Origin of the sequence: Chryseobacterium vaccae, from assembly GCF_009602705.1 — a bacterium.
In the GTDB taxonomy this organism is placed as follows: Bacteria; Bacteroidota; Bacteroidia; order Flavobacteriales; family Weeksellaceae; genus Chryseobacterium; species Chryseobacterium vaccae.
Window position 1 is genome coordinate 1,145,312 of record NZ_VSWH01000001.1, and the last position, 16,901, is coordinate 1,162,212.

15 protein-coding genes are annotated in these 16,901 nt (G+C 37.6%); 6 read left to right on the plus strand and 9 right to left on the minus strand.

All coding sequences use genetic code 11. The features are described 5' to 3' along the window. Positions 1 to 214: 214 nt before the first annotated feature. The 4 genes from FW768_RS05260 to tpx form a co-directional block, all read right to left on the minus strand. Positions 215 to 1,426, minus strand: coding sequence for a DUF763 domain-containing protein (locus FW768_RS05260; protein WP_153393356.1), 1,212 nt, complete (start codon positions 1,424 to 1,426; stop codon positions 215 to 217). Between the two features lie 95 nt (positions 1,427 to 1,521). Next, complete coding sequence (locus tag FW768_RS05265) at positions 1,522 to 1,926, minus strand: glyoxalase superfamily protein (RefSeq protein ID WP_153393359.1); 405 nt, start codon at positions 1,924 to 1,926, stop codon at positions 1,522 to 1,524. A gap of 173 nt (positions 1,927 to 2,099) precedes the next feature. Beyond that, positions 2,100 to 2,447 (minus strand): VOC family protein, encoded by a 348-nt coding sequence (locus FW768_RS05270; RefSeq protein WP_153399804.1) that lies wholly within the window; start codon positions 2,445 to 2,447, stop codon positions 2,100 to 2,102. A gap of 87 nt (positions 2,448 to 2,534) precedes the next feature. Then, positions 2,535 to 3,038, minus strand: a complete 504-nt coding sequence (tpx, locus tag FW768_RS05275; RefSeq protein ID WP_153393362.1) for a thiol peroxidase — start codon at positions 3,036 to 3,038, stop codon at positions 2,535 to 2,537. A gap of 155 nt (positions 3,039 to 3,193) precedes the next feature. Here tpx and FW768_RS05280 point away from each other — a divergent pair, with 155 nt between their 5' ends. The 3 genes from FW768_RS05280 (at position 3,194) to FW768_RS05290 (ending at position 7,101) form a co-directional block, all read left to right on the plus strand. Continuing rightward, positions 3,194 to 3,646 carry a T9SS type A sorting domain-containing protein gene (locus tag FW768_RS05280; RefSeq protein ID WP_153393365.1) on the plus strand — a complete coding sequence of 151 codons (453 nt, stop codon included), beginning with the start codon at positions 3,194 to 3,196 and terminating at the stop codon, positions 3,644 to 3,646. Positions 3,647 to 3,659: 13 nt separating this feature from the next. After that, on the plus strand, positions 3,660 to 4,775 hold the full coding sequence (locus FW768_RS05285) for a hypothetical protein (protein ID WP_153393368.1): 1,116 nt from the start codon (positions 3,660 to 3,662) through the stop codon (positions 4,773 to 4,775). Positions 4,776 to 4,881: 106 nt separating this feature from the next. Then, on the plus strand, positions 4,882 to 7,101 hold the full coding sequence (locus tag FW768_RS05290) for an NADP-dependent isocitrate dehydrogenase (protein WP_153393371.1): 2,220 nt from the start codon (positions 4,882 to 4,884) through the stop codon (positions 7,099 to 7,101). A 254-nt stretch (positions 7,102 to 7,355) separates the two neighbouring features. Here the strand turns inward: FW768_RS05290 and FW768_RS05295 are convergent, their stop codons facing one another. The 3 genes from FW768_RS05295 to FW768_RS05305 all read right to left on the minus strand — a co-directional run bounded on the left by FW768_RS05295 (position 7,356) and on the right by FW768_RS05305 (position 9,879). Then, the gene (locus tag FW768_RS05295; RefSeq protein ID WP_153393374.1) at positions 7,356 to 8,357 is read right to left on the minus strand and encodes an aldo/keto reductase; all 1,002 of its coding nucleotides are present in this window, start codon (positions 8,355 to 8,357) and stop codon (positions 7,356 to 7,358) included. 96 nt (positions 8,358 to 8,453) lie between these two features. Further along, positions 8,454 to 9,350 (minus strand): helix-turn-helix domain-containing protein, encoded by an 897-nt coding sequence (locus FW768_RS05300; protein ID WP_153393377.1) that lies wholly within the window; start codon positions 9,348 to 9,350, stop codon positions 8,454 to 8,456. Positions 9,351 to 9,453: 103 nt separating this feature from the next. Further along, a complete protein-coding gene (locus FW768_RS05305) occupies positions 9,454 to 9,879 on the minus strand; it encodes a hypothetical protein (RefSeq protein ID WP_153393380.1) in 426 nt (141 codons plus the stop codon). 152 nt (positions 9,880 to 10,031) lie between these two features. Between FW768_RS05305 and FW768_RS05310 the strand changes: the two genes are divergently transcribed. After that, on the plus strand, positions 10,032 to 11,309 hold the full coding sequence (locus FW768_RS05310; RefSeq protein ID WP_153393383.1) for a hemolysin family protein: 1,278 nt from the start codon (positions 10,032 to 10,034) through the stop codon (positions 11,307 to 11,309). A 158-nt stretch (positions 11,310 to 11,467) separates the two neighbouring features. Then, complete coding sequence (locus FW768_RS05315; RefSeq protein WP_153393386.1) at positions 11,468 to 11,755, plus strand: GNAT family N-acetyltransferase; 288 nt, start codon at positions 11,468 to 11,470, stop codon at positions 11,753 to 11,755. A gap of 1 nt (position 11,756) precedes the next feature. On the opposite strand, the gene FW768_RS05320 is transcribed toward FW768_RS05315, so the two are convergent. Continuing rightward, positions 11,757 to 12,797 (minus strand): MBL fold metallo-hydrolase, encoded by a 1,041-nt coding sequence (locus tag FW768_RS05320; RefSeq protein WP_309997421.1) that lies wholly within the window; start codon positions 12,795 to 12,797, stop codon positions 11,757 to 11,759. A gap of 229 nt (positions 12,798 to 13,026) precedes the next feature. On the opposite strand from FW768_RS05320, the gene FW768_RS05325 reads away from it, so the two are divergent. Beyond that, entirely contained in the window at positions 13,027 to 14,562 is a 1,536-nt protein-coding gene (locus tag FW768_RS05325) for a S41 family peptidase (RefSeq protein ID WP_153393391.1), read from the plus strand. 127 nt (positions 14,563 to 14,689) lie between these two features. On the opposite strand, the gene FW768_RS05330 is transcribed toward FW768_RS05325, so the two are convergent. Then, positions 14,690 to 16,681: a M4 family metallopeptidase gene (locus FW768_RS05330; RefSeq protein WP_153393394.1), complete on the minus strand. Its 1,992-nt coding sequence runs from the start codon at positions 16,679 to 16,681 to the stop codon at positions 14,690 to 14,692. Between the last annotated feature and the right edge of the window lie 220 nt (positions 16,682 to 16,901).

Here is a 16,901-nt window from a genome sequence, read left to right on the forward strand (position 1 = left end):
CTAAATTTAAAGTCTTTAAAAATATGACTTTTAATTGAACCAGAAATGTAAAAAATTAAACAATTTAATGAAAATTCAATAAAATTTATTTTAATCAACTTAAATACAGCAGGATAAATTATTTAATAATCTTTCTAATAATTAAACAGATTTGCTTGAAACATATTTAATCTCATCATATATTTATTTTAATATATCAGAAATATCTTATACATTAAAATAATGAAAGCTGGATCGGCTTAGGATTCTGAGGTTTCTGTGCATCCCCCAAAACCGTTTTTCCTCCGAACCTCCATGAATTCTGTCTTTCTTCTTCAATTACCTGCTGAATATCAAAATCAGGAATGAAGTCCTGTTCTGTCTGGGTAACGATTTGGTGAAGTTTGTTTAAAGTATTCAGCTTATCAGAATTTCCAAGTTTTGATTTTTCAATTCCTTTTCTGAGGATACTTATACTTTCATCATAGATTTTCGTCGGAACCGGAAACGGATGCCCATCTTTTCCTCCGTGTGCAAAGGAGAATCTGGCGGGATCTGCAAATCTTGAGGGTGCACCATGAATCACTTCACTAACCAGAGCTAAAGACTGCATGGTTCTTGGTCCCACTCCTTCCAGCATCAGGAGATCTTCAAAATTCTGAGGCTGCTGTTCGCGGGTAACATATAAAAGAGCGCCGAGACGTTTCAAATCAACATCTGAAGCCCGCACATCATGATGCTCAGGAAGTATAAGTCTTGAAAAATCTTTCATCACCTCTATAGAATCGGTGTGGGAAATATCCAGAATCCCTTTTCTGTTTCCTGAAGCCTCTGCATCCGTAAGGTTAAGAATCTTTCCTCTTGAAATTCCGTTGATTCCTGTATGAGGCTCTTCTACAAAAGATTTTACATTTTCCGAATGCCAGTGGTAACGTCTGGCAGTTCCGTCTGATTCGTGCATTCCCTGCTGAACGACACTCCAGCTTCCGTTATCTGCCAGAATAAAGTTATGCAGATACAGCTGATAGCCATCCTGAATGGCTGTATTATCTACTTTAGCGGAAAGTTTGCTGGCTTTAACGAGTTCATGTCCGTTCAGACCCGTTTTATCTGCAATCTGAATTAATTCAGAAGGGGTCTCTCTTGAAAACTTGCCTTTTCCACCACAGATGTACAGTCCCAATGACTGTGAGCTAGGATTAATGGAACGTTTCAATGCCCCCATCACAGACGTAGTAATCCCCGAGGAATGCCAATCCATTCCCATCACTGCGCCAAAACTCTGAAACCAGAACGGATCTGCCAGCCGGCGGAGTACCTCATCTTTACCATAATCCATCAGGATCACTTCTATGATGGAAAGGCCAAGAACAGACATACGTTCGTACAGCCATGGTGGTACTTTTCCATAGTGTAAGGGTAAATCTGCAGTTCCTGAACGTTTCATCTTTTAATTTAAAGGTTCAAAGTTAACTTTAATATTCCGGATTTTTTATGATTTGGATAACCTGTTACGTCCGGCAAAAGAAACCTCAAATTCTATCAACCCGCCGAATAGAATGCCAGATCTTTATGTTTTTCTTCATTATATTCTTCCTCGAAAGTGATTTTATTTCCGGAAGGATCGATAACTGTAAAAGATACTGCATTATAGAATGTTTTTTCAAGAGCCGGACGGTTGTATTTGTACTTTTTATCAATCAGCTCTTTATGATAGGCAGGAACCCCTTCTCCCCAGACAGCCACTCTAACTCCGGGGGAACCGTCTCCGTGGTGCTCGCTTAAATGGAAAATAATATTTTCTCTTTTTACTTCCATATAAACAGGAGTATTTTCACCAAAATAATGCTCCCAGACAATCTCGAATCCAAGCCAGTCAACGTAAAATTCTACCGCTTTTTTGTAATCGAAGATTCTGAGAATAGGGATGATTTGTGTTGCTTTCATAATAAATAATTATAATAGAATTTTCGTTTTTTTTAACGGGAGGATTACTATTTTCTTTAATTAATTGGTGGATATTTTTGCCTGCAGCGACGTTTCACTGAGCAGGAAGCGCAATCAGCAATTGCTGGCCAGAATGCTTTAATACCTCTTATAAGGGACATTCATAATTTGGCTTACTGATGTTCAAGGATATTAACTATTTTACCAAACGGATCTTTAACGAAGAAGCGGCGTACACCCCAATCTTCGTCGGTCATATCATAGACGATTTCAAATCCGGACATTATCATTTTATGGTAGATTTCTTCAATGTTATCCACTTCAATGGAAAGATCGGGAACCTCCGTATCATTACCGCCCTGAACAGCAAAACTGATCTGAATCTTTGATTCTTCATTGGTTCCTAAAGTTTTGATCCAGCCATGATCCATCAATACATCAAGTTCTAAAATGTCCTGATAAAAAAGATCAGCTTTTGAAGGATCTTCTGTTTTTATATTGGCTACGATTCTTTTTACCATTTTCATTCTGTTTTTGGAATTAACAAGGTCAAAAAAAGCCCTGCTGAAAGTAAGCTTCGGCAAGGCTCTTTATAACGCTTGTTTCTATTATTGGTTTAATGCTGTCAGTGCTGCATCATAATTAGGCTCATCAGCAATTTCTGAAACCTGTTCTGTGTAAACCACTTTATTGTTTTCGTCTGTAACGATTACGGCACGGCTTAATAATCCTTTTAGAGGAGAATCTGTAATAGTTACTTCATAATCATCGCCAAAGCTGCTTCTGAAATCTGAAAGTGTTTCAACATTATTCAATCCTTCTGCTGCACAGAATCTTCCTAATGCAAACGGAAGGTCTTTAGAAACGTTAATGATTACTGTATTGTCCAGTTTTGAAGCTTCTTCATTGAATTTTCTGCTGGAAGCCGCACAAGTAGGCGTATCAATACTTGGGAAGATATTGAATACTTTTTTCTTTCCTTCAAAAGTTTCCAACGTTTTTACATTCAGTCCGGAATCTACCAGAGCAAAATCTTTAACAGTGCTTCCCACCGATGGTAATGTTCCTATTGTGTGTACTTCGTTTCCTTTTAAAGTTATTGTCGTTGACATAATATTTATTTTTTTAGTTTCCTCAAATTTACTCAAAATAGAAAATCTTTTCCCTCAAATAAAGGTTAAATAATTCTTAAAGTGAAATAAGTGTCCAGGTTCACTTTCAGATGTAAATTTTAAGTATATTCGCATCCTGAAAAAAAATAATAACCATGCGAAAAAAAATTACATTCCTGCTCTTTGGAGTACCGGTCTTTGGTTTCGCCCAGTCAGTTATTGGCACAATTAATTCCGGTGCCATTTCTGAATCCGGATTTTCTCATTCCGTAGGAGAAATTTACGTTATCCCGGATAACCCAAACCAGAGCAGTTCCGGCACAATGGGAATGCTGTATCAGACGTCTTTACAGGTTCTCGGCATCAGTGAGATTGAAAAAGAAAATGTTAAGATCTACCCTAATCCAACCACTGACTTTATTCACGTTTCATTAAGCTCCAATTCTAAGATTGAAGATGCCGAAGTATACGACACAGCGGGAAGACTTGTTCTGAAAACAAAACTCGAAAACGGAAAACTTGATCTCCGCAGCCTTCATTCCGGGATTTATATGATCTCTTTCAGAAATCCTGACATCAAACCTATTAAAATCATTAAAAAACCTTAAAAACTATCTGATCATGAAAAAACTTTACGCTACAATAGGATTATTTGTCGCTTCATTATTAAGCGCACAGGTTCCGCAGGCTTTCAGCTACCAGACCATTGCCTTTAACGCTTCCGGAGCACCCATTTCCAACGGAAACGTTTCTTTAAGAGTAAGCATTTTAGAAAATTCGGCTACAGGAACCGTTCTGTATACTGAAACTCACAATAAAACAACGAACGCTAAAGGTCTGGTTAATTTAAATATCGGACAGGGAACTTCTTCCACAGGAAGTTTCGGAGGAATCAACTGGGGAACGAATACCAAATTCGTTAAGGTGGAAATGGACCCACAGGGAGGTTCTAACTACACCAATGTTGGAGTAAACCAGCTGATGAGTGTTCCCTATGCACAGGTAAGTAAAACAATCGTTACTGGTCCTGGCCAAGGAATTACTCTGGTATCTCCTAACGGAACCAATTACACCTTAAGCGTAAGTGACTCCGGTACATTAACCCTGCCTACGAATACGGGTTCATCCGGCAACACTTTACCTTCCAACTTATATACGTACGGATCATATAACTCCTTCACTCCTTCCTCTGCTGAATTACTTCGTGGAAATGGCAGTACAAAAGTGGGTTATAAATATCTTCAGGCCAATACACAGATTAAGTTCATAGCTTCACCGGGTAATGGTGCACAGGTTTACGGTTCAGACTCCAATGGATACGTTACTGCTAATGGAAGTAACTACAATGTTTCGTCCAATGGATATTACCAGATCCTGATCGCTCCTAACGGTCCGCAAATGAGGGCAGGTTTCTTCAATTTTGCTCCTCAGATCCAGTTTACTTCATCTTCGGGTACCACGCCTGTAACTTCTGTCACCTATAATAATACTACAGGAAAATTTACAGCCCTTATCAATGGGGTTACAACCAGTACCGGAGGTTCTTTTTACATCAGACTTGCTTCAGAGAGTTTAGAACCTGAAGATTTAGGAGATAACCTGGGCGATGGAGCTTTTGATGTAGAAGGAGCTGCGATTACCTTCCCTAATATTTCTTCTACCACACCTAAAAACTATAAAGTTGAATTCAGCCTCAATTTTGATGGCACCGGAAGTTATACAATTACACAGATATAAAATTTAAAGAGGCCCAGGCCTCTTTTTTTGTGTAAAATACTTCATAAAACAATCATATTTAGTAAATTTGTGTGTCTTAAAAAATCAAATAATAAATAACAGTATAATGTCAGACAAATCAAAAATCTATTACACTTTAACGGATGAGGCTCCAATGCTGGCTACACATTCTTTTTTACCGATTGTGAAAGCGTTTACAAAATCAGCAGCTATTGAGATTGCAGTTCCGGATATTTCTCTATCAGGAAGAATTTTAGCCAACTTCCCTGAATTCTTAAAAGACGATCAGAAGATTAGTGATGCTTTGGCAGAATTAGGAGAATTAGCAACAAAGCCTGAAGCCAATATCATCAAATTACCCAATATTTCTGCTTCTGTACCTCAATTAGATGCAGCCATCGCCGAACTTCAGTCTAAAGGTTTTGCTGTTCCGAATTATCCTGCAGAGCCTAAAAATGATGAGGAAAAAGCAATCAAAGCTAAATATGCCAAAGTATTAGGAAGTGCTGTAAACCCTGTATTGAGAGAAGGAAACTCTGACAGACGTGCTCCAAAAGCTGTTAAAAACTATGCAAAAGCCAACCCTCACAGAATGGGTGACTGGGCTTCTGACAGCAAAACTGATGTTGCCCACATGAATAACGGTGATTTCTACGGAACTGAAACTTCAACAACGTTAGAAAACACTACAAAATACAGAATCGTATTCAAAGGAAACGACGGTTCTGAAAATGTATTGAAAGATTTTGCCGGTCTCCAGGCTGGTGAAGTGATTGATTCTTCTGTAATGAACCTTAATGCTTTAAAAGTATTTGTTCTGGAAGCTATTGAAGAGGCAAAGAAAAAAGATGTACTCCTTTCTGCTCACCTTAAAGCTACGATGATGAAAATTTCTGACCCTATTATTTTCGGGGCAATCGTAGAAACGTTCTTCAAAGAGGTATTTACTAAATACGCTGAGACTTTCAAGTCTTTAGATATCAATCCAAACAACGGTCTTGCAGATCTTTTTGAAAAAATCAAAGGGAATGCTCAGGAGGCTGACATCAAAGCTGATATTGAAAAAGCACTTGCTGAAGGGCCAAGAGTAGCTATGGTAAATTCTGACAAAGGAATCACTAACTTCCACGTACCTTCTGATATTATTGTAGACGCATCTATGGCTGCTCTTGTAAGAGGCGGAGGTAAAATGTGGAACAAAGACGGTAACGAAGAAGATACAGTATGCATCATCCCTGACCGTTCTTACGCAGGTTTCTATCAGTCGGTAATCGATGATATGAAAGCTCACGGAAAACTGGATCCTACAACAATGGGCTCTGTTCCAAACGTAGGTTTAATGGCTCAGAAAGCAGAAGAGTACGGTTCTCACGATAAAACATTCCAGTTATCTGCTGACGGAACTGTAGAAGTTCAGGACGAAAACGGAAACGTTCTTCTTTCTCAAAAAGTAGAAAAAGATGACATCTTCAGAATGTGCCAGACTAAAGATGCGCCTATCCAGGACTGGGTAAAACTAGCTGTAAACAGATCAAGATTATCTGATACTCCTGCTATTTTCTGGCTGGATAAAGGAAGAGCTCACGACAGAGAAATCATCAAAAAAGTAGAAAAATATCTTGCCGACCATGATACTACAGGTCTTGATATCCGAATTCTTGATGTAAAAGACGCGATGACTGAAACCCTTAAAAGAGCAAGAGAAGGTAAAGACACCATCTCTGTTTCAGGAAACGTATTGAGAGATTATTTAACAGACCTTTTCCCGATCCTTGAATTAGGAACTTCTGCAAAAATGCTTTCTATCGTTCCATTGATGAACGGTGGTGGTCTTTTCGAAACAGGAGCCGGAGGTTCTGCTCCTAAACATGTTGAACAGTTCCTTGAAGAAGGCTATTTAAGATGGGATTCATTAGGTGAATTCTTAGCACTCCAGGCTTCTTTAGAGCATTTAGCACAAACTCAGGGGAATACAAAATCTCAGGTTTTAGCTGATGCATTGGATGAAGCTAATGCTAAATTCCTGGCTACAGATAAATCTCCTGCAAGAAAAGTAGGACAGATCGACAACAGAGGTTCTCACTTCTATTTAGCAATGTACTGGGCTGAAGCTTTAGCTAACCAGACTGCTGATGCTGAATTAGCGGCTCAATTTGCTCCGGTAGCAGCAGCTATGCAGGAAAATGAAGCTGTAATCAATGCTGAATTAATCGGCGCTCAGGGCAAGCCTCAGAACATTGATGGTTACTACAAAACTGATACCTACAAAACGTATGCAGCCATGAGACCAAGCACTGTTTTAAATGAAATTATTGACGGAATCTAAACTTCAGATTCTTTTGAAATACAAAAAGCTCCTTTTTCAAGGGGCTTTTTTTGTTGATTATTTCTTGGTGTTGGTTTAAATTTTAATCGGGCCGAAGCCCGATTCTATTGAATATTGAAATCATGTTAACATAGGAGGTTTCTTTTGGTGCTTTTGTGTGTTTTGAGATTTTGATTTTTTTTTGAATTCATTAAAAAATCCGGATTCCTGTTTGACATTCAGGAATCCGGATCTTTGTTAGTCAATTAATGAGTTTAATTATTAACCAGCTTCATAGAACCTTCGCTATACCTCTCTCCTACATTCGGATATTTTTTGAGGAGTGAATCTATGGTTTCAAGGTCTGACGGGCTTAAGTCAATAGCTATCGCTTCGATATTTTCTTCAAGATATTTGATCTGTTTGGTTCCCGGAATCGGAATGATATCATCCCCTTGATTCAGTACCCATGCCAGTGCCAGCTGGGTTCCTTTCACGCCTTTAGACTGGGCAAATTCGTTAAATTCTCTGGCTAGATTCCTGTTGTTTTCCAGATATTCTGCCTGATAACGCGGCAGTGATTTCCTGAAATCTTCATCTCCAAAATTCTGAACTTCGTTGATATTCGCAAAAAGTCCTCTTGCCAGCGGAGAATAAGGAACAAGCGTAATTCCCAGTTCCCTGATCGTAGGAAGTATTTCTTTTTCTACGTCTCTGGTAAGAATTGAGTATTCAGACTGAAGAGCCGTGATTGGATGAATTTTATTTGCTTTTCTGATGGATTCGGCGGAAGCTTCTGACAATCCAAGGTATTTTACTTTACCTTCTTTTACCAGTTCTGCCATCGCTCCTACTGTTTCTTCCACCGGAACATTAGGATCAATCCTATGGGCATAATACAGATCAATTGTATCTATTTTCAGTCTCTGCAAACTCAGATCTACAGCCTGTCTGATCCATTCCGGAGAACCATCGAAATAAGTTCCCGGAGCTCCGCTGTGGCTCGCTTTTCCGTCTTTGAATCTGAATCCGAATTTAGTGGCGATAAAAATCTTATCACGGTTCGGAACTAAAACTTTTGAGATCAGTTTTTCATTTTCTCCGTTGGCGTACATATCTGCGGTATCCCAGAAATTTACGCCCAGATCAAGGGCTTTATGAAGTGTATTGATGCTTTCCTGCTCATTGGCAGGTCCGTAAGCAAAGCTCATACCCATACATCCTAATCCTATGGCAGAAAGCTGCTCTCCTGTGTTTCCTAATTTTCTAAATTTCATGATTGCTGTGATTTTATATTTACAAGACAAAATTAAAACAAGAACTCAATGGCAGCGATATAGAATTCAAACGAAGACTTATAAAATTCAAACAAACTAGTTTCTTACTGCATTTGGGGTTATTCCAGTCTGTCTTTTAAAATAATTCGTAAAATAAGCAGGCTCTTCAAATCCCAGCCCATAAGCGATTTCTGAAATATTCCAATCCGTATGCTTCAGTAACGCACTGGCCTCCTGAATGATTCTTGAAGTAATCTGCTGACTTGTGGTTCTTCCGGTTATCTCTTTTACGGAACGGTTCAGGGAATTGACATGAATGGAAAGGTTCTGTGCAAAATCATTTGGAGTTTTCAACTTCAGATAAGCGTCCGGACTATCAATCGGAAACTGTCTTTCCAGCAATTCCATAAACAATGAAGCCACTCTTTGTGAAGCATTTTGATACGGTTGAAAACTTTCTGCAGGATGCATTTTCATGGTTTCATGAATCAAAAGATGAAGATAAGCGCGCAGCATATCATATTTATGCGTATAATCCGACTGGATCTCGGCCGTCATTTTGCTATAAAGCTCTGAAATGGTCTTTTGCTGGTCTTTATTGACAAAGAAAACCGGAGTACCGCCAATCCTGAACAGCGGAGAATCCTGAAGATTCCCGATGCGGCTTCCGTTCTGAAGAAATTCTTCGGTAAAAAGACAAAACCACCCGGTCTGATTTTCATCCTCTGCTTCCCATGAATATGGCACCATTGGGTTTGAAAATAAAATAGCCGGCTGATCTATATGAATCCATTTGTCGGCATAATGAAGTTTTCCTTTTCCTATAATCAGTGAAATTTTATAATAATCCCTCCTGCTGTAAGGGGTTACCAACGAACAGCTGTCACGGGAAAACACATTAAAATGACCAATTCCGGGAGTTATAATACATGACAGTTCCCGGGAAAGCTCGTTCCGTTCATAAAATCCTTTTAATGTTTCTTTAGACTCCATACATCAAAATTATAAAATTCAAACAAATAAAAGTATAAAGAATTATAAAAAATGACCGACTAAAAGCCGGCCATCAAAATTGAATGTATAGTTGATCGTTGATTTAATGATGATCGTGATGATCATGTTTTTTATCCATTTTATATACTTTGGACTTATTTTTTTTGTATTTCTTGTCGTTATTTTTATTTCGGTTGTATACTGCTACAGGATTTTGTCCTTTGTAATATTTTTTCTTAAACTTTAAGTACTTTTCACGGCCTAAGATTCTTTCTATTTCGTAATACCGGTCTTCTCTCCACCGATCCGGATGGCTTACATAAACCCGGTTCCAGGAATCATAGTTGTCATACCTGTTGTTCAGTGCATTCAATTGATTGGTCTGTACAACAGAGAGCAGAAGGTCCGCTGCTACCGTCTGCCAGTTTACATCGGTAATGCTCCTGCGGTAATCATTATAATAATCAGATTGTGCAAAGCTCAAACCGAATGTACCCGTAAGCAGTATTGCTATTATTATTTTTTTCATTTCACCTCATTTTTAAATTAAACTGTTTTATATTTTCCAATTAAAATGCCAAGTCTTCAAATTGAACTCATAATGTTTGTTAAAAACCACATAAATCATTGATAATCTTTCAGATATTTTCTATATTTATATACAATCATTAGGATTCCTTTATGGAAATTATCATTATCATACTGCTTATTCTGCTGAATGGAATTTTCTCCATGTCTGAGATGGCACTCGTTTCCTCCAAAGGTTTCAGACTTAGGAAGGAAAAGAAAAAAGGAAATACTAACGCCAAAACCGCAATCAAACTTTCTGAAAACCCTAATCAATTTTTATCCACCGTACAGATTGGTATTACCCTGATTGGAATTCTCCTTGGTATTTTTTCCGGGGACAGGCTTACTTCGGATCTTGCTGCCTATATTGCTCAGTTTGAAACTTTCACAGAATATTCCAAAGGAATTGCGTCTTTTATCATTGTGGCGCTTATTACGTTTCTCTCTATTGTTTTCGGTGAACTGATTCCAAAGCGAATAGGAATGAAATTTCCGGAAAAAACAGCCATTATTATAGCAAAGCCCATGTATTGGCTTTCTGTGATTGCTTCCCCTTTTATCTGGCTGCTCACTGTTACCAATAATGGGGTTCTGAGACTTTTCGGAATTAAAAATGATGAAAAGGAACTGATTACTGAAGAGGAAATTAAATCGATCATCAGGGAAGGAAAAGAAGGTGGCATTATTGAAGAAAAAGAACATGATGTTTTAAAGAATGCTTTTGAACTTGGCGACCGCAAAGTTAGTTCTGCTGCTACACACCGTTCAAAAATAATTTCTGTGGATGCTGATGACAACTATGAAACGGTAAAATCAAAAATCAGAAACAGTTCGTTCTCTGCTTATCCTGTGACTGACAAAAACAACCTGGATCATATTATAGGAATCGTCAAAATGCGGGATCTGTTCGATCTTGACCCACTTCATTTTAATCTCCGGGAACATGTGAGAAAAACGGTTTTTGTAAGTGAGAAATCTTTCATCTATCCTATGATGGAAAGCTTCCAGATCAGCCGCTCCCATATTGCTGTTGTTATTGATGAGTATGGAACAACAAAAGGTATTATTACCCTGAATGATATATTGAATGATCTTGTCGGAAATACTCCTGATGAATCTGATGACGACAGGGATATTATCAAACGGAATGAAAACTCATGGCTTATTGATGGCAAATGCCCGCTGTACGATTTTAAAAAGTATTTCAAAGTTGATCTGGATGAGGAAATAGAGAAACACTTCATCAGCGTTTCAGGACTTTTCATCTATGGCAGAGACACTCTTCCGAAAACCGGGGAAAAAGTACAGATTGGCAATCTTATTCTGGAAATTGTGGACAAGGACGGAAACAGGATTGACAAGATTATGGCAACTAAGATGACAAAATAGTCTGAAAATGGACTAATCCCTGAATTATTATATTCCTTAAATTTCGTTAAGATTCTTAAAACTTTTATTTCATATTGTTTTAATTTGTAATTTTAATGGAAAAGAATGCGGAAAAAGTATTCGAAGTCATTTATTAACTCAATAAAATCTCATACATTATGGAAAATATAAAGTTTGAAATATCTCCATACCAGGATGAACTGCAGCTATTGATTGACGGGAATAAAGTAGGATACATGTCAATTGAAGTTGACGGAAGGCTGCTGATTGTATATTACACTAAACTTGATGAAGAACGTGAGGGACAGGGATATGCCAAAATGCTACTGGACGAACTGGTTCGTTATGCTGAGGAAAAAGACCTGCTAGTAGATCCTGAATGCGATTTTGTCCGCCAGCAATTTGAAAACCACCCCAGAAGATATAAAGATATCTGGCATGCCTGATTCAATCTTCCCACCAGACACTGAACTGATTATTATCCCGGTTTAAATCTACAACTTCTCCGATCATTGGAGTAAGAATGGATAGTCCTTTTTCTTTTCCTAAACGGGTTACCATCTGCAAAGGTTCGTTCCAAGGATGAAGAGCCAGTGCAAATTTTGAAGAATGAACAGGAATTGTATTTTTTGCCTGTAAATCAATAGCCGCCTGGATCACATCTTCCGGAAGCGCGTGAATATATTTCCAAGCTTTGTCATACTGCCCGTTTTCAAGAACAGCAAAATCAAAAGGCCCGAATTGATCTCCAATTTCTTTAAAATGAGTATCATAACCGCTGTCTCCGCCTAAGAAAATCTTTTTTGACGGAGTTTCCAGAACGTAAGAAGTCCAAAGCGTATTGTTCTGCTTTATCTTTCTTCCGGAAAAATGTCTGGCTGGCGTAAACGTAATTTTTATATTATTTTTAAGGATTATTTCAGCACCCCACTCTTCTTCTATCAGTTTATTTTCACCGTATCCCCAGCGTTCCAGATGTGCTCCTGTTCCCAAAGGAACAATAGCCATACCTGTACGGTCTTTAATAGATTTTACGGTAGGATAATCAAGATGGTCGAAGTGATCATGGGTAATCACCAGGTAATCCAGATCAGGCATATCTTCAGGTTTAAAAATATCCGAGCCTTTAAATGCTTTGTTAAAATATTTGAATGGTGAACCATATAAGCTTAATACAGGATCGACCAAAAAAGAAACGCCATCTGTTTGTAAGTAATAAGATGAATGTCCGAGCCAGATGAACACATCCTGGTCTTTCGGAATGCTTTTAAGATCTGTATATACTGAAGAAATCGCTTTTAAAGGTTTTAGCAGCGGATGTTTTCTTCCAAAGAAAAAATCATAGGTTACCTGCAGAGTTCCATACCCCTCTGCAACGGCTGGCGTATAATTTCTGTTGTGAAATTTACCTTTTTTATACAACTTTGACTGGCGTATTCGTTCAAGCCTTTTACCTTTCGGAGCAGCACCAAATGCAGGCCTATTCATCACTATAAAATAAAATACCGTTACAATAAACCCTGTAATAACCACCCAATAAATCATCTTGTTCTATAAAATAAATGCCAAAGGTATTGACTTTTATTTTTATATGAAAAATACAGATAACAACCTTTTTTAACTTAATTTATAAGGTATTCTGAATAATTTAGTATTAATTTAAACAACAATAATGAGAAACTTTCTAACTTAGCAGATTGAAAAAATTCCAAACACATTGAAAAATTATTCGATCTTATTTGCCGCTTTAATCATGTCATCATGTGCTTCTATCCGAAGACATAATGAACAAAGAGCAGCCTGCATTCCTCCGGAGAAACTTAAAGAGGATGTAGATTATGCTTATTTAAAACTGCAAAAAATGCATCCGCAATTATATTGGTATATCTCTAAACAGGAACTCGATCATAAATTTGACAGTCTTAAACAGACCTTCGACCAACCTTTGACTCCGCTTCAATTTTATTTTAAATTGCAGCCCGTTATTGCAGATGTGCGGGAAGGACACCTCGCTTTGAGAATTCCCAGAAAAAAATTCACTAAAAAAGAGATAAAAAAGCTGGAACATAAAAAAGGAATGTTCAGCCGTTTTGAATATTATATAAAAGGAGACCGTTTATTTATTGTTGAAAACAAAGATTCTATAGAAGGCATACAGCCGGGTAGCGAAATTTTATCCATTAATCAGATTCCGGTTTCAGAGTATCTGAAAAAATACAGAGACCTAATCAGCAGCGATGGATACAATACTACTTTCCAGTCTTATTTTTTAAAAGACGTATTTTTCAATTTTTATACGGCAGAAAACGGATTTACCGATAGCGCAGTAATAGAAACAGTTTATAACGGTCAGAAGCATATTTATACGCTTCATAGAGAATCTAAAACTAAAAATGATCTGGAAAAAGATAAAGAACAGGAAAAACGCACTTCTGAAAAGAAAGTCAATGACTATGTAGCTTTCAGTAATTCTTATAATCGAAATTTTAAATTCCTCGATCAAGACAGTACGACAGCTTACCTAAAAGTAAAGAGTTTTTCCCGTGATCATTCAGACCAGTTTTATAAGGAAACATTTATCAAAATAAAAAATGCTAAGGCTAAATACCTCATCATTGACGTTCGCAACAATTACGGAGGCTCACTGCATGAGATTAATAACCTGTATTCTTATCTCGCAGCAGAACCATTTGTTCTGATCAAGCCTTCCCAGCTGACCTCAAGACTCAGCCCGCTAAAAACCAATTATTTCAGAAAGAGCAATGCGCTTCAATATGCCTTTAAAAGCCTGGCTTATCCTACTTATGTATTTTCCCAGACCTTCAGCACCTACAAGAAAGACGGAAAGATATATTATAAAATGAAGGCTGATAAACCTACCCGACCTAATAAAGACGCTTTCCAAGGAAAAGTTTTTGTGCTGATCAACGGAGGAAGTTTTTCGGCATCATCCATCATTACCGCTAAACTTAAATACGATAAAAGAGCTATTCTTGTTGGTGAAGAAACCGGAGGGGCCAATGACGGAACGGTTGCCGGATTTTATTCTTATCAGAAACTTCCCAATTCAAAAATTAATCTTCCCATCGGCCTGCTTCTGGTACAGCCAAATATTGATTTTCTGAATACCAAAAGAGGAGTTGTTCCGGATGTGGTTATTCCTGAAAGTATGCAGGACATTATCAATAAAAAAGATCCGCAGCTGGAATGGATAAAAAGTGAGATTGCAAAAGAAAAAGAAATCATCAGATAAATAAACAGTTTCGGCGGGCTTTCAGCCCGCCGAAACTGTTTTCAACGTATTTCAATTATCAGATCTGTTTTCAATAAAAAATCCGGCAGGAATTTTCTGCCGGATTAAACTAATCTTTAATAAAAAATTATTCTACTATTATTTTCTTAGTAACAACAGCGCTTCCATCAGCATTGATTTTTACCACATAAACTCCTTTCTTAACTCCATCAATACTAACTTTATTTTCTCCTTTATCCAATTTCTGAGTGGCTTTAATCAATCTTCCTGAAATATCATAGATTTCAACAGAGGCATTATTTCTATTATTTTCTATGGTAAATACTCCGTTTTTAACAGGGTTCGGATAAATGCGGAAATGATCTTCTGCTCTCGTTATTTCTTTTGTTGACAGTACTCCATTTCCTATTCCTACACCATACCAAGCCTTTACATTCTGCTGCTGTTCGTTGCTGGAAGCACCGTAAAGATCCGTTACAGCTTGTTTGGTTGCATTATAAGCATCCAGATAGGTTGTATTTGGAGTCATATACTGATGTAACGCTCTATAGATAATCTTCTCTGCTTTTTCAATGGTAATTCCCGTCACGTTATAGGCATTGCCGATATCGTTGGTTCCTGAACCTCCCTGCGAGAGAAGATAAAACCAGTAGTTCCCTACTCCGCTGTTGATATGTACACCTCCATTATCATTATTTGGATCAGGATTAGCGGTACTTGCCCAATGAGTTCCGTTATAGGTATCCGGCTGCGGAGTTGGATTTACATTATTAGGATCAGACATACTTCTCATATAAGGACTTGGAGAAGGATTAAATATAGAAGCTACGGTAATTCCTTCGCCTATGGTCCAGTTCGGATTACTTCCTGAATAAAATTCAATTGCTGTTCCCAGCATATCAGCGATAGATTCGTTGATTGCTCCGGATTCTGATTGATAATTTAATCCACCTAAACCGTTTCTTCCGATAATCAGGTGAGAATATTCATGTCCAGCCACATCTATTCCTACCACGGGGTTCATATAAGTGATCAGCCCGTTAAACATCTTTCCGTTTCCGTAAAGCATACATACAATTCCTCCATACAAAGGAGTATCAAGGGCAGCTGCATTTGCACCTCCGGTGAGCCCTCCAAAATCGAAATTATAATAATTATCAATTCTAGCTCCATTTCCGTCATAGCTATTCCTGTTGTGGCGGTTGATATAATAATCATAGGCATTTTTCATACCCCAATGAACTTCTACCGGAGGTTTTGTATCACTTGCCGTATAATCTGCCGTAGGACTGATATATTCTTCTACACTAATAATTCCTCCATTTATAGTGTCTATATCAAGAGTAGTTCCGTTTCGGGTATGGATGTTCCGGGCATTGTCTTTCAACCGGTACTGACCATTATAAGAATCAGCAGTAATAGATTGAGTACCCTTATAATAGGTTGAGCTCTGAGATGGAGTATCTACATCATGGATTCTGGAAATTTTCTTAACAACCGTTCCTGAATTGTTATCTATATAATACGTAAAGGCCTGTAAAGGCTTCATAGACAAAGTTTCTACTTTTGATGTATGATAAACAGCAGCAGAGCGCCCATTATCAACTTTCGTGATGACTTCTTCTATATTGGATATAGTAATCTTACCCCTAGCATTCAGATCAGAGATAATGAGAGATCTTATCTTCTGTAAAGTAGGCTGCTGTCTAGGAGATAAATTGATGTCAGAAATAATTTCTCCGTTTACATAAATTAATTTTCCATCTTTTTCATGGAGCAGGACCATATCATCCATTACTTTTACTCCTTTATAATAATGTTCATATACAGAGTGAGTGATTCCCAACTCATCCTTATTCTTTTTAAGAAACCTGTACGAATGATCGGTTCCGGTCCCTAGCCACTCTCCTAAATGGTTGGCCAGAAAATCCGGAGCAATATCTCTCCCGCTGAAACTTGCATTAAAATTCCCCATTACTGAAGTGATCGAAATTTTCGGAAAATCCTTAATTGAAGTTTCAGAACCTTGTCTGTTTTGTGCGTGTAGTAAGGTAAAAGGGGTAAGACCTGCAGTAAGAGCAAAAGCCAGGACTTTGGCAAGAGTAGTCATTTTTTTCATTGATATTACATTTATTAATTAGTATTTCACAGTTAGTAGGAGAAATACATAAATGTTACATAATTTTTAATATTTAAATGATTTAATAAAACAAATACTAAAATATCCTATAAAAAAACATTAAAAATAAAAACCCGACAGAAAATATTCTGCCGGATCTCATTATGTGTTTTTTTAAGTTTTTGCTCTGCAGCATCCTTTGAAAAGGACATTTGTACGA